This window comes from Bacillus sp. T-10(2022) (assembly GCF_056502895.1).
In genome coordinates this window covers 3,837,763-3,850,453 of sequence record NZ_CP113518.1, presented here as the reverse complement: position 1 = coordinate 3,850,453, position 12,691 = coordinate 3,837,763, and the positions used below count along the sequence as shown (strand labels likewise).

16 protein-coding genes are annotated in these 12,691 nt (G+C 42.4%); 15 read left to right on the top strand and 1 reads right to left on the bottom strand.

Features of this window, described 5'->3' with window-relative positions; all coding sequences use genetic code 11:
* Nucleotides 1-6: 6 nt before the first annotated feature.
* Nucleotides 7-240 (top strand): hypothetical protein, encoded by a 234-nt coding sequence (locus OSJ91_RS18810; protein WP_485890219.1) that lies wholly within the window; start codon nucleotides 7-9, stop codon nucleotides 238-240.
* Nucleotides 241-320: 80 nt separating this feature from the next.
* On the opposite strand, the gene OSJ91_RS18805 is transcribed toward OSJ91_RS18810, so the two are convergent.
* Nucleotides 321-1,253, bottom strand: a complete 933-nt coding sequence (locus tag OSJ91_RS18805) for a Na/Pi symporter (protein WP_485890218.1) — start codon at nucleotides 1,251-1,253, stop codon at nucleotides 321-323.
* 236 nt (nucleotides 1,254-1,489) lie between these two features.
* Here OSJ91_RS18805 and rpsU point away from each other — a divergent pair, with 236 nt between their 5' ends.
* The 14 genes from rpsU to OSJ91_RS18735 all read left to right on the top strand — a co-directional run bounded on the left by rpsU (nucleotide 1,490) and on the right by OSJ91_RS18735 (nucleotide 12,675).
* Nucleotides 1,490-1,663 carry a 30S ribosomal protein S21 gene (rpsU, locus tag OSJ91_RS18800; protein ID WP_028391853.1) on the top strand — a complete coding sequence of 58 codons (174 nt, stop codon included), beginning with the start codon at nucleotides 1,490-1,492 and terminating at the stop codon, nucleotides 1,661-1,663.
* A 14-nt stretch (nucleotides 1,664-1,677) separates the two neighbouring features.
* The gene (locus OSJ91_RS18795; protein ID WP_101222605.1) at nucleotides 1,678-2,121 is read left to right on the top strand and encodes a GatB/YqeY domain-containing protein; all 444 of its coding nucleotides are present in this window, start codon (nucleotides 1,678-1,680) and stop codon (nucleotides 2,119-2,121) included.
* Nucleotides 2,122-2,468: 347 nt separating this feature from the next.
* Complete coding sequence (locus OSJ91_RS18790) at nucleotides 2,469-3,743, top strand: NfeD family protein (protein ID WP_485891923.1); 1,275 nt, start codon at nucleotides 2,469-2,471, stop codon at nucleotides 3,741-3,743.
* Nucleotides 3,744-3,793: 50 nt separating this feature from the next.
* Nucleotides 3,794-4,783: a flotillin-like protein FloA gene (gene floA, locus OSJ91_RS18785; protein WP_413020384.1), complete on the top strand. Its 990-nt coding sequence runs from the start codon at nucleotides 3,794-3,796 to the stop codon at nucleotides 4,781-4,783.
* A gap of 22 nt (nucleotides 4,784-4,805) precedes the next feature.
* Entirely contained in the window at nucleotides 4,806-5,300 is a 495-nt protein-coding gene (locus OSJ91_RS18780; protein WP_485890217.1) for a hypothetical protein, read from the top strand.
* Nucleotides 5,301-5,425: 125 nt separating this feature from the next.
* The gene (gene yqfC, locus OSJ91_RS18775; RefSeq protein ID WP_034308511.1) at nucleotides 5,426-5,710 is read left to right on the top strand and encodes a sporulation protein YqfC; all 285 of its coding nucleotides are present in this window, start codon (nucleotides 5,426-5,428) and stop codon (nucleotides 5,708-5,710) included.
* A gap of 15 nt (nucleotides 5,711-5,725) precedes the next feature.
* The gene (gene yqfD / locus OSJ91_RS18770; RefSeq protein ID WP_413018946.1) at nucleotides 5,726-6,913 is read left to right on the top strand and encodes a sporulation protein YqfD; all 1,188 of its coding nucleotides are present in this window, start codon (nucleotides 5,726-5,728) and stop codon (nucleotides 6,911-6,913) included.
* A gap of 3 nt (nucleotides 6,914-6,916) precedes the next feature.
* The gene (locus tag OSJ91_RS18765) at nucleotides 6,917-7,879 is read left to right on the top strand and encodes a PhoH family protein (RefSeq protein WP_034308506.1); all 963 of its coding nucleotides are present in this window, start codon (nucleotides 6,917-6,919) and stop codon (nucleotides 7,877-7,879) included.
* Between the two features lie 190 nt (nucleotides 7,880-8,069).
* A complete protein-coding gene (locus OSJ91_RS18760) occupies nucleotides 8,070-10,244 on the top strand; it encodes an HD family phosphohydrolase (RefSeq protein WP_350299500.1) in 2,175 nt (724 codons plus the stop codon).
* Nucleotides 10,241-10,717 (top strand): rRNA maturation RNase YbeY, encoded by a 477-nt coding sequence (gene ybeY / locus OSJ91_RS18755; RefSeq protein ID WP_413018944.1) that lies wholly within the window; start codon nucleotides 10,241-10,243, stop codon nucleotides 10,715-10,717. The genes OSJ91_RS18760 and ybeY overlap by 4 nt, the downstream gene beginning before the upstream one ends.
* Complete coding sequence (locus OSJ91_RS18750) at nucleotides 10,695-11,072, top strand: diacylglycerol kinase family protein (RefSeq protein WP_089361538.1); 378 nt, start codon at nucleotides 10,695-10,697, stop codon at nucleotides 11,070-11,072. Before ybeY ends, OSJ91_RS18750 begins: the two co-directional genes overlap by 23 nt.
* Before the next feature lie 39 nt (nucleotides 11,073-11,111).
* On the top strand, nucleotides 11,112-11,510 hold the full coding sequence (locus OSJ91_RS18745) for a cytidine deaminase (protein WP_413018941.1): 399 nt from the start codon (nucleotides 11,112-11,114) through the stop codon (nucleotides 11,508-11,510).
* Complete coding sequence (gene era / locus OSJ91_RS18740; protein WP_101222597.1) at nucleotides 11,503-12,432, top strand: GTPase Era; 930 nt, start codon at nucleotides 11,503-11,505, stop codon at nucleotides 12,430-12,432. The genes OSJ91_RS18745 and era overlap by 8 nt, the downstream gene beginning before the upstream one ends.
* A gap of 99 nt (nucleotides 12,433-12,531) precedes the next feature.
* Nucleotides 12,532-12,675, top strand: coding sequence for a YqzL family protein (locus OSJ91_RS18735; RefSeq protein ID WP_076365246.1), 144 nt, complete (start codon nucleotides 12,532-12,534; stop codon nucleotides 12,673-12,675).
* Nucleotides 12,676-12,691: the final 16 nt, after the last annotated feature.

Sequence of the window (12,691 nt, the reverse complement as noted above, 5' to 3'; positions counted from 1 at the left end):
AGAAAAATGAATTATTTTTCTCCGCCTGTTTTTTATTACTTCCATAAAACGGAGTATAAGTCGAGTGCCCATGCCTTTGTGGAGTGCATTGCGCTTATTTCCTTGAAAAAGAGGAAACGTATCAATTTTGGACTTTTACTTGTCATTTTTGGAACCCATACATTCAAAAAAAAGTTTATTGTGGATTCAATGGATATTAAGGGGCATGAGGAAGTAAACGTGATTATATTAAATTCATAAAGTAGGGGGAGGAATGCGTTTGGGTCTATCTTATATAAGGCTGTCCCATAGTCAGTAGCCATTGACTTTTAGGACAGCCCTTATTTCTTTAAGTGTTGCCGATGCACCAAAAGAATGAGGTTGGAGAATTGCCGTGCGCATGGCAAGACGGCCAAGGAAGTCAAGATATTGAAAATGACACTGGCATGGGCGAGCTGTGTCCCTTTGTTTTCGGTGAAAAAGGCAGCAGCGCTTTCCAGAATGTCCACAAAAGGCAGGAATGCGGCAACCCCGATGACGTTTAGCCAAATATGTGCATAAGCTGTGAAGGCAGCTTGTCTGCCAGAACCGATGCTGGCCATGTATCCGGTGATGCAAGTGCCAATATTCGATCCGAGCATGATGATGATTGCGGAGGAGACGGATAACTCCCCGTTCATCAAAAAGCTCATGGCTATCCCGATGGTTGCCGAACTGGAGTGAATGAGTGCGGTTAATAATATCCCGGATAATAGGGCATAAATCATATGGCCCTCTATGTAATGGATGAGCGTTTGTATCGAAGAATAGGCTGCAATCGGTGTCGAAAGCATTTTAAAACCACTCATCGCCGCGAAGATGGCCGAGATTCCAATCAGGGACATCCCTATGCTTCTCGGTAATGCTTTTGGCATGAAGCAAAGGAAAGCGCCGCTTACGACACCGGGAATGATCCAACGATCCAAGGAAATGGTCATGAACTCTGCTGTAAAGGTGGATCCGATATTCGTTCCAAGAATAATCCCGATTGTTTGCGGGAACGTTAAGCTTCCTGCGGAAACGAGGCCGACCGTCATGACCATGACCGCCGAGCTGCTCTGCAGGATCCCCGTAAAGATGGTTCCGGCCATGAAGCCTTTCCATGGCTTATCCGTAACTTTCGAGAGAAAATTTTTTAATGCTGCACCGGACATATTGAACAGTCCGATTCGTAAAACTGACATACCGGCCAAAAATATCGCAATGAATAATAGGAATAAAAATAGCTCATGCATGACTGTCACCTCTTAGTAAGCTTATGGCCCATTAACGGGAGACATGCTATAAATTGGATTTTCATGCAAGTTGAATGATTGCTTAGTGAAAAATTATGATAATAACATGATGATATTCAAAATAAGTTTGATTTTATTGGTTGACCTGCTAAAGATGATATATTATAATTGTTTAGTACATGTATAACATGTTGACAACTTGAGTTAGTGTGTTGTTTTCGGAGGGAGGGAAAGAGATGTCTAAAACCGTCGTTCGTAAAAACGAATCGCTTGAAGATGCTCTTCGTCGTTTCAAACGTACTGTATCTAAAGCAGGATCGCTTCAGGAAGCTAGGAAGCGTGAATTTTATGAAAAACCAAGCGTAAAACGTAAGAAAAAGTCTGAAGCTGCAAGAAAACGTAAATTCTAAGAGAGGGTGGAAAGATGAGTCTTCTCGAGCGTTTAAATAATGATATGAAACAAGCGATGAAGAACAAGGAAAAGGACAAACTATCTGTTATTCGGATGCTGAAGGCTTCCATTCAAAACGAAGCCTTGAAGCAGAGGCAAGATTTAACAGATGATGAAGAATTGACAGTGCTCTCTCGCGAATTAAAACAACGCAAAGACTCCCTCCAGGAGTTTGAAAACGCAGGTCGTTCAGATCTCGTGGATAAAGTCCGCACCGAACTAGTATACGTAGAGGCTTATATGCCTGAGCAACTTTCAGAAGAAGACATTTCTAATATCGTTAAACAAACGATTGAAGAAGTCAATGCAACATCCAAAGCAGATATGGGGCGAGTTATGGGAGCTTTAATGCCTAAAGTTAAAGGTAAAGCGGATGGTTCTCTAGTAAACAAATTAGTACAACAACATCTATCTTAAACTCTAAACTTAAAACTCGAAACCTAACCGCAGGCAAATTGCCTGTGGTTTTTGTGTATTTCATGAATTTTATGCGTATATTATTGAAACGAAGCCTAAGATAATAGGGCACTTTTAATTTTATTTGCTTTTTTTTGAAACCTTTTTCATATACATACGTAATAACTAAAGAACAGAGTAAAGGGTTGCTCATTTGCTCCTTATTCGAATTTAGTTGAGTGCTGAATTTACTGGTAGGTTTTCCTCCTGATATTGGAGGCACTTACCGCGTTTAATACGGGAAAGGGGGCGTTCCGTTGAAAATTTGGCGTTATTTATCTGTACTCTTATTTGGATTGCTGTTCACCATGTCTTCTTTTGGGGGATCGACGGTATCTGCAAACGAGAAGATCGTTTACCATGTACCAATAGAAGAAACGGTGGAAAAGGGACTTTCGGCCTTTTTGGAACGCGCGCTTACCACTGCTGAAGCAGCTGATGCAGATCTTGTCGTTTTCGAGGTGAATACCCCTGGAGGCGCTGTTGATGCAGCAGGGGAAATTGCAAAGTTACTGTCCGATTCACCAATCAAGACAGTTGCCTACGTCAATAACAGGGCCTTATCTGCAGGGGCATACATTTCTCTAAGTGCAGATGAGATCTATATGGTTCCGAGTGCCACCATGGGATCTGCGGCTGTAATTGATTCAACAGGAAACGCTGCAGGTAAGAAAGCGCAATCTTATTGGTTAGCTGCCATGAAGACTGCTGCAGAACAAAATGGACGTGATCCCATATACGCCCAGGCGATGGCGGATGTTGACATCGATCTACCAGAATATGGAGCGGAAAAAGGAAAGTTGCTGACATTTACAGCCGAACAGGCAAAAAAGGCTGGATATAGTGAAGGCACCGTCTCTGGGAAAGCGGAGCTGTATAGTATACTTGGAGTTGAGGATGCTGATATTCGGTCAATCGAAGAAAGCTTTCCTGAGAAACTTGCCCGCTTTTTGACCAACCCGATCGTCGTTCCCATTTTATTAACGATAGCCGGAATCGGGATTGTGATGGAATTGTTTTCACCCGGTTTTGGAATTCCGGGGGTCATTGGAATCACCAGTCTTGTTTTATTCTTCTATGGTCATCTTGTCGCCGGTATCACCGGATACGAATCGTTAGCGATGTTCATCATTGGGGTCATTCTCGTACTGATTGAATTTTTTATCCCTGGGGGGATTATCGGGCTGCTCGGATTTACAGCGATAGTGGGGAGTCTGTTCCTCGCGACAGGAGATCCGGTCCATATGACGATATCCTTGCTAATTGCGGTCACCGTATCCATTTTGGTATTCATCCTACTTGTAAAGGTGTTTGGAAAACAGATGAAATTTTTCAGGAAAATGATATTAACCGATGCAACAAAAACGGAACAAGGGTATGTCAGCAATCCGAATCGTTTGGATTTATTAGGTGTTGAAGGGAAGGCCCTTACAGATTTGAGGCCTTCAGGAACAGCTTTGGTCAAAGAAGAAAGAGTGGATGTCGTGACTGAAGGAAGCTTTATTTCCAAAGGTTCGTCAATCGTTATCGTGAAAGTTGAAGGATCAAGGGTAGTCGTCCGGGAAATTCCGGATTCAAATTAAAATTAAAAGATACAGGAAGGATGAATCATTAAGTGATAACTTCAGGAACGATATTTATTGTACTGGCAGTGATTGCTGCTATCATCGTATTGGCAGTATTTTTCACATTCGTACCAGTGATGCTATGGATTTCCGCTTTAGCGGCAGGAGTCAAAATCAGTATATTTACATTAGTTGGGATGAGGCTTCGCCGTGTTATACCAAGCAGGGTCGTCAACCCGCTTATCAAGGCCCATAAGGCTGGAATCAATGTTTCAACGAATCAATTGGAGAGCCATTACCTAGCAGGCGGTAATGTCGATCGAGTGGTGAATGCATTAATTGCTGCAGAACGAGCCAATATCACGTTACCTTTCGAACGGGGTGCAGCTATTGACCTTGCCGGCCGTGATGTACTGGAAGCCGTTCAAATGAGCGTTAACCCGAAAGTGATTGAAACGCCGTTCATCTCTGGTGTGGCGATGAATGGTATTGAAGTGAAAGCGAAGGCAAGGATTACGGTCCGAGCCAATATTGAACGCTTGGTCGGTGGTGCCGGTGAAGAGACGATCATTGCGCGTGTAGGGGAAGGGATCGTATCGACGATCGGTGCTTCGAAAATGCATACGGATGTACTGGAACATCCCGATTTGATTTCAAGAACGGTTTTATCAAAAGGGTTGGATTCAGGAACGGCATTCGAAATACTTTCCATTGATATCGCTGAAGTGGATATCGGTAAAAATATCGGGGCCATATTACAGACTGACCAAGCCGAAGCCGATAAGAAGATAGCCCAGGCAAAGGCCGAAGAACGCCGTGCGATGGCTGTTGCACTTGAACAGGAAATGGTTGCCCGTGTTCAGGAGATGAGAGCGAAGGTTGTTCAATCCGAAGCCGAAGTTCCGTTGGCCATGGCTGATGCACTGAAAAGCGGAAACCTTGGAGTGATGGATTATATGAATATCCAAAATATCACGGCTGATACGGATATGCGCGATTCCATCAGTAAAATATCCGAAAATCCAAAAGATAACAACAATAACCAAAATAATAATTAGGTCAGGGAAGGAAGGTCTTTAAATGGGAGATTTTATTGATTTCTTTCTCGAGAACCCATTCCTTATCATTGTCTTGATCGGTGTTTTAACGTCCATGTTAGGAAAGAAAAAGCAGACTCAAGATCCTAACACCCCTCCGAAAAAGAAATGGCAGGAGGTCATGCGGGAGCTTCAAGGTGAAATGCCGCAAGGGAATCAGCAGCAAAAGCATGCACCTCCTCCCGTAAGGAAAGTCGAACACCAGGCAGCACAGGCTGTTGAAGTGATCGATGAGACGAAGAACGAAGCGAACAAAAGGATTACGGAGCTTAGACGGCTTCAGCAGAGGTACGATCAAGACCGTTTATATCAAAAAGCGAAAGCGGATCAACTTACATCAACGATTTCTGATAATAACAGTCCGGTCTATCGCAAAGGACCGTCTTTTGGCAAAAAACAGCTGATTGATGGCATCATCATGTCAGAAGTGCTGGGACCGCCAAGGGCGAAGAGAAGTCTTCACAGATCCAGAAGGTGATTCGGAGCCTGGGCTTTTTTAAGCCCGTCATTAAAAGCCTGAAAAAATAGACTTTCATTCCCTTATAATTTTGTGCTAGAACCCTCTTTCATTTCATACATTGAGATGAAAGGGGGTTCTTTTTTATGGCACGCAATTGGGGAAAAAAAGTGAAACAGCTTATGACCAAAACAATGGACCTTCCGCAAGATGTCATGATGGACCTGCCGCGAATTACAATGATTGGACAATTACATATTTATATTGAAAACCATCGTGGCTTATTGGCTTTTACAGACAGCGAAGTGCGATTGATGCTGAAAAATGGGCAGTTGCTGATAAAGGGAAATGCCTTTGTCATAAAGACGATTTTGCCGGAAGAAATCATGCTCGAAGGCAAAATTGATAAGGTTTATTTTATCAATGAATGATCCCGGGAGGTCTCCATGAAAAACCAATGGACAAACTATTATACAGGCTATGTAAAGGTGAAGGCTTATGGCAAAGGTGCAGAACGGCTGATCAATATGCTGACGAGAAGGGGGCTTCATATCTGGGAAGTGAAGCGTGTCGGAAGTGAATCCCTGATTTTCCATATGGATATCAGGGATATCCCAAAACTCCGTCAGGTCATGCGAAAGAGCGATTGTAAAGTAAAGTTCATGCAGGGAAAGGGTTTCCCTTTCCTATTGAAGAGAGTCATGAAAAACAGCGGGTTTTTAGCGGGGATGATCGCTTTCCTGCTTTGCATATTCGTACTTTCCAATATGGTATGGGGCATCGAGGTTCAAGATGCCAAACCGGCAACCGAGCATGCCATCCGGAAAGAATTGGACAAGATGGGCGTGAAAATTGGTAAAGTGCAATTCTTTGTTGATGATGTGGATACGATTCAGCGTAAGCTGTCGGACCGGATTGGTGCATTGACATGGGTAGGGGTAGAGCTGAAGGGAACGACTTACCATTTTCGGGTTGTAGAAAAACGGCAGCCTAAAGAGGTCGAGAAAACATCTCCACAGAATTTGGTAGCTTCTAAAAAAGCGATCATCACTGATATGTTCGTTGAAAAAGGACAATCTATTGTTAATGTGAATGATTATGTAGGAAAGGGACAGCTTCTTGTTTCAGGATTTATTGGAAAAGAGGATAAACAGGAAATTGTATCCGCACAGGGAGTAATAAAAGGGAAAACGTGGTATAAAGCGAAAGTGGAAGTTCCGTTAAAAACCAAGTTTTCTGTTTTTAACGGAGATGAAACGAGCAGGCACTTTTTAAAAATGGGGGGCTTTTCCCTTCCGGTATGGGGTTTCAAGGATCCGGGATATGAAAAACAGGAAAAAGAAACGACAATGAGGCCGTTTCACTTTCTTCAATGGGAACTGCCCATTTCCTATAAACAAGTGACCTTAAGGAGCAAGGAAGATATTGTACGAAGTTATACGGAGAAAGAAGCGGTGGAGGAAGGCAGGAAAATGGCTAAAGCTGAATTGAAAAAGCATTTAGACGAGGAAGATGAAATCGTCGAAGAAAAAATTTTGCACGAAAGCATGGAGAATGGTAAAGTTAAATTATCTATACATTACCAAGTTATTGAAGATATAGCGATTGGACAACCAATCATTCAAGGAGACTAACGAATGGCAGATGATGTGAAAGTAATTAAGCTGGAAATAGAATCACCTAATGAAGCGATCGCTTTATTGGGCAATGGAGATTCAAATGTAAAAGTGCTCGAAGAGGAGCTAGGCATTTCTGTCATAACCCGAGGTGAAGCGGTGAGTGTTGCCGGTGATATCGAGCGGGTAACGATGGGGGAGGAAATCCTCAAGGCATTATTGACAGTGGTCAGAAAAGGAATTGCAATCAGTTCCAGAGATGTGCTTTATGCAATTGAATTGGCAAGAAAAGGCACATTGGAGTATTTCGGTGAATTATATGATGAGGAAATCGCAAAAACGGCTAAGGGGAAATCCATTAAAGTCAAAACAATCGGGCAGAGATACTATATCCAGGCAATAAAGAAACAGGACCTTGTATTTGGAATTGGGCCTGCCGGAACCGGGAAGACCTATCTTGCTGTAGTGATGGCCATCAATGCGTTGAAAAATGGACATGTTAAACGGATCATCCTGACACGGCCTGCGGTCGAAGCAGGGGAAAGCCTTGGTTTTCTGCCTGGTGATCTGAAGGAAAAGGTAGATCCATATCTACGTCCGCTGTATGACGCTCTCCATGACCTTCTAGGGATGGAACAGACACAAAGGATGATAGAACGCGGAACGATCGAAATAGCTCCTCTGGCTTATATGAGGGGCCGTACGCTTGAAGATGCCTTTGTCATATTGGATGAAGCCCAGAATACGACGGAAGCGCAAATGAAGATGTTCTTGACCAGGCTTGGTTTCGGATCGAAAATGGTCATTACGGGAGATAGGACCCAAATTGACCTTCCAAAAGGCATGAAGTCAGGTCTTGTCAGGGTAGAAGAGATCTTGAAGAATGTTAAAGGTCTATCCTTTGTTTATTTTGAACAAAGTGATGTTGTAAGACATCCGCTTGTCGCCAAAATCATTACTGCTTACGAGCAGGCGAAGTCATAAGAAGAAATCCGCCATTTCAATCGGCGGATTTTTCGTGATGTGTCTAAATGACAAACTTTATCGTGAAAAAGTGGATATGGAATGAAAGAAGCTTTACATTTATTAATACGAAGGTGAAAATTCACATAAAAACTGTTATGATTTTACATATCTAGAATAATAAACATCATTTTTATTAGGAGGACCTTCCTTGAATCGTATTCAGAAATTTTTCACTCAAATAAAAGGGCTGTTGGTCCATCGTTTTTTTCAAGTGTTATTGTTCATCATACTTGGTTTGTTTGCTTATGTGTTAATGTTCTCCAATGTTAAACCTGAAAGGGTCCAGGTAGAGCTGTTTAAGCCTGCAGAACAAACGATCCGTTCAACCAAGACTGTGGAAGATACCTATAAGACGGAACAGGAAAAAGAAGAGATTTCAAAACAGGTGGCGGATGTATATTCTTTAAAAAAAGAATATGCCAAAAATAAAGTCGATCTGATTTCATCCATTTTCGATTCAGCGATAGAGGTGAATCAAGAAACGGACCCCGATGAAAATCATAAAGAAGATGAGGAAAAGGAGGATAAAAAAGAGACCGTAAAGACGGATGCTCAAAAAGTTTCCATATTAAAAGAAAAATTGACCGATGAAGTGAATAAAAATATCGAGGAATCCGTTTTCCTTGCATTAGTGCAGGCGGATGAAGATGAGTTGAAAATAGCGAAGGATTCAACCATTACAGCCGTGAATAATGTGATGAGCTCCCGAATCGCTGCAAGTGACGTCGAAAATGCCAAGAAAAAGGTTGTAGAGGAATTGGGTTATATGAGCATTAGCGGCGATATGAAAAAAGCCTCCACTTCCCTTGCGCGTACGGCAATCATTCAGAATGTATTTTTCGATAAGGACAAAACCGAGGAACAGCGTAGGAAAGCGGTTGAAAGCGTGGAGCCGATCAGGATCCTTCAAGGTCAGATCATCGTTGAAGAAAATCAATTAGTGGACAGGGATGTATATAGGCAGCTTGAACTGGCGGGCTTCTTAAATACGGAGTCTACCATTTACCCGTATATCGGCCTGCTGTTATTCATATTCCTGACTTTTGCCGCTTTTTATTACTTTTTCTACTATTCCATTTCCAAAAAGGATAACAAGTACAATCAGTTATTGATTTTCAGTCTTGTCTTCATCCTTTCAATGGCTACCATGAAAACAGTCAGCATTCTCGCAGACCTGAAAAACTCGAACTTGGAATACATTTTCCCGGGTGCCATGGCGGCGATGCTCATCAAGATTTTATTGAATGATAAGCTAGCGGTAGCAATGATTATATTGTTAGGTTCGTATGGTACGATTATATTCAATGGTGATACACCTGGAAATCTGGATTTCTCGATGGGGCTTTATATCATATTTGGGGGATTGACGGCAATCATCATTCTATCGAGGCCCAATTTCAAATCAAAGGTGCTGGTAGCGGGGCTGCTATTGGCTTTAATCAATATGGCATTTGTTTTTTCGCTCATCTTTATTATGGACAGCCATTATACTAGAATGGAGTACTTGTATTATGCTGCTGCTGCGATGGGTTCTGGAGTGGGTGCAGCCGTTTTGACTATGGGCCTGTTGCCGTTTTTCGAGGCTGGTTTCGGGATCTTATCATCAATTAAGCTTATCGAGCTCGCGAATCCCAATCATCCTTTACTTCGGAGGATCTTGATTGAGGCTCCGGGGACATATCATCATAGCGTGATGGTGGCCAATTTGGCGGAATCGGCTTGTGAAGCCATCGGCTCGAATGGATTGCTGGCAAGGGTCGGCAGTTATTATCATGATATCGGTAAAACGAAGCGGCCGCATTTCTTCATCGAAAATCAGATGAATGAAGAGAATCCGCATGATCGGCTGCAGCCGGAAACGAGCAGGGATATCATCATTGCCCACGCCGTAGACGGCGGGGAGATGCTTCGCAGTAACAAATTTCCGAAAGAGATTGTGGATATTGCAGAGCAGCATCATGGGACCACTTTATTGAAATTTTTCTACCACAAGGCAAAAAAACTAGATGAGTCCACACTCGAAGCGGACTACCGTTATCCCGGGCCGAGGGCAGTAATGAAGGAAGTAGCCGTCATCGGCATAGCCGATAGTGTGGAAGCTGCAGTGAGATCGATGAAGCACCCAACTCCGGAGAAGATTGAAGAACTGGTAAGTTTCATCATTCAGGACAGGATCTCTGATGGTCAATTTGATGAATGTGACATTACTATGAGAGAATTGAGTATCGTGAAGCATTCCTTATGTGAATCGCTTAATGGTATCTTCCACTCCAGGATTGAATATCCGGAGTCGGATAAATTAGGACAGAAGGTGAAAGAATGATTTTAGCTATCGATTTAATGGATGAAACGAATGAAGTAACGGAGGAAGCTCAGCACCTTGTTGAAAGCATTCTGCAATTTGCGGCAAGAAAAGAAAACATTGAAAAAGACACCGAGCTGTCTGTTACATTTGTTGACAATGATAGGATTCGGGAAATCAATAAAGAATATCGTCATAAAGATTCAGCTACAGATGTCATTTCTTTTGCGCTTGAAGAAATGGGAGAAGATGAAGTGAAAATTGTCGGGGCCGAAATGCCCCGCATGCTAGGGGATATCATCATTTCCATTGAACGCACGAAAGAACAGGCTGAAGAATATGGTCATTCATTTGACCGGGAACTTGGATTTTTGGCACTGCATGGATTTCTTCATTTATTAGGATTTGACCACATGAATGAAAAAGATGAAAAAGTGATGTTCACAAAACAAAAGGAGATCTTGGAAGAATATGGACTTTCAAGAGAAGGGTAAAAAAAGGTATCCTTTATTAAAAAGTTTCTCTTTTGCCTGTCAGGGAATTTTGGAGGCTGTTCGGACTGAACGCAATATCAAGATTCACTTCGCGTTAACGGCAATCGTCGTATTCTTTGGTTGGTACTTCTCATTGAATGGGATGGAGTGGCTTTTCATTTTGGCGGCCATAGCCGGTACGATTACGTTGGAGCTCGTTAATTCAGCGATTGAAAGGGTAGTGGACCTGGTAACGGATCAAATCCATCCGCTTGCCAAGCAGGCAAAAGATATTGCAGCCGGAGCTGTATTCATATATGCTATATTTTCTATAATAGTTGGATTGATTATCTTTTTGCCCAAGTTTGGCCTGTAGATTGCCGAAATGGTACTCAATTTGAAAGGAAGATGTGAATTGAATACAAAAGAATTGATTGAGGAAGCTAAAAAAGCAAGGGATAAAGCTTATGTGCCTTACTCCAAATTTAAGGTGGGGGCAGCCCTTTTAACCGCTGATGGAAAGGTCTATCATGGTTGTAATATAGAAAATGCTGCATACAGCATGTGTAATTGCGCAGAAAGGACAGCTTTATTCAGCGCTTATGCCCATGACGATAAAAAATTCGCTAAACTTGCAGTCGTGGCAGATACCGATGGTCCCGTTGCTCCATGCGGGGCATGCAGGCAGGTTATTTCAGAGCTGTGCGATAAGGATATGCCGGTTGTTTTGACCAACTTAAATGGGGATATAAAAGAACTAACAGTACAGGAATTGCTTCCAGGAGCTTTTTCACCGGAGGATTTGAATGGATAAATTATTTAATGATACACAAGTAAAAGACTACAAATCAGGTTTCATTTCGATTATTGGACGACCTAATGTTGGGAAGAGTACATTTCTGAATCGGGTCATCGGTCAAAAGATCGCCATTATGAGCGATAAACCGCAAACTACAAGAAATAAGGTCCAAGGTGTACTTACGCAAAACGATTCACAAATGATTTTCATCGATACACCCGGCATTCATAAACCAAAGCATAAGCTTGGTGATTTCATGATGAAAGTGGCCACGAATACATTGAAGGAAGTCGATTTGATTCTCTTCATGATCAATGCGACTGAAGGATACGGACGCGGTGATGAGTTTATCATTGAAAAACTTCAATCCGTAAAGACGCCTGTTTTCCTGGTTGTAAACAAAATCGATGCGATGCATCCGGATGATTTACTTCCAATCATTGAAAAATACCAACAGCTTTACCCTTTTGCGGCAGTTGTTCCGATTTCTGCGCTTGAAGGAAATAACGTTGATACACTGCTTGAGCAAATCAAGGAACATCTGCCTGAAGGTCCCCAGTTTTATCCTGCTGACCAAGTGACCGACCACCCGGAACGTTTTATCATTTCCGAATTGGTCCGCGAGAAGGTGCTGCACCTGACACGGGAAGAAATTCCGCATTCGGTGGCTGTTGTCATCGATTCAATTAAAAAGATGGACAACAGCGACACCATTAATGTCATGGCGACGATCGTTGTCGAACGTGATTCACAAAAAGGCATTGTCATTGGAAAGCAAGGGAAAATGCTTAAAGAAGTCGGCAGCCGTGCCAGGGTGGATATCGAAAACTTATTGGGCTCGAAAGTTTTCCTTGAACTGTGGGTGAAGGTGCAGAAGGATTGGCGTAATAAAGCAAGCCAGCTTCGCGATTATGGCTTCAATGAGAGCGAGTATTAATTAACAAAATTTACGCATCATGAAAGTTTGGAAAACGGTCAAGCTAATCATATGGTCGGATATTCATATTGCTAGTTAAAAATGAAAGGTGGGCTTTATATGTTGGATTTTACCTGGGAATTATTCACTGAAACAGGTAATGTGGACACCTATTTGCTGTTTAAGGAGATAGAAGTCGAAAGACAGGAAAGACACTTGGTATTAAATGATGAGCTAGCAGAAATTGATTTTCCTGTTTCATAGGTTAGCCTTGGCGAGC

Coding starts and splice junctions, on each gene's coding strand:
- yqfC (WP_034308511.1), top strand. CDS start 5,426: ATGGCACGCAATTGGGGAAAAAAAGTGAAACAGCTTATGACCAAAACA.
- ybeY (WP_413018944.1), top strand. CDS start 10,241: ATGATTTTAGCTATCGATTTAATGGATGAAACGAATGAAGTAACGGAG.
- OSJ91_RS18790 (WP_485891923.1), top strand. CDS start 2,469: ATGTCTTCTTTTGGGGGATCGACGGTATCTGCAAACGAGAAGATCGTT.
- OSJ91_RS18765 (WP_034308506.1), top strand. CDS start 6,917: ATGGCAGATGATGTGAAAGTAATTAAGCTGGAAATAGAATCACCTAAT.
- OSJ91_RS18810 (WP_485890219.1), top strand. CDS start 7: ATGAATTATTTTTCTCCGCCTGTTTTTTATTACTTCCATAAAACGGAG.
- yqfD (WP_413018946.1), top strand. CDS start 5,726: ATGAAAAACCAATGGACAAACTATTATACAGGCTATGTAAAGGTGAAG.
- OSJ91_RS18735 (WP_076365246.1), top strand. CDS start 12,532: ATGTTGGATTTTACCTGGGAATTATTCACTGAAACAGGTAATGTGGAC.
- rpsU (WP_028391853.1), top strand. CDS start 1,490: ATGTCTAAAACCGTCGTTCGTAAAAACGAATCGCTTGAAGATGCTCTT.
- OSJ91_RS18780 (WP_485890217.1), top strand. CDS start 4,806: ATGGGAGATTTTATTGATTTCTTTCTCGAGAACCCATTCCTTATCATT.
- OSJ91_RS18805 (WP_485890218.1), bottom strand. CDS start 1,253: ATGCATGAGCTATTTTTATTCCTATTATTCATTGCGATATTTTTGGCC.
- OSJ91_RS18750 (WP_089361538.1), top strand. CDS start 10,695: ATGGACTTTCAAGAGAAGGGTAAAAAAAGGTATCCTTTATTAAAAAGT.
- era (WP_101222597.1), top strand. CDS start 11,503: ATGGATAAATTATTTAATGATACACAAGTAAAAGACTACAAATCAGGT.
- OSJ91_RS18795 (WP_101222605.1), top strand. CDS start 1,678: ATGAGTCTTCTCGAGCGTTTAAATAATGATATGAAACAAGCGATGAAG.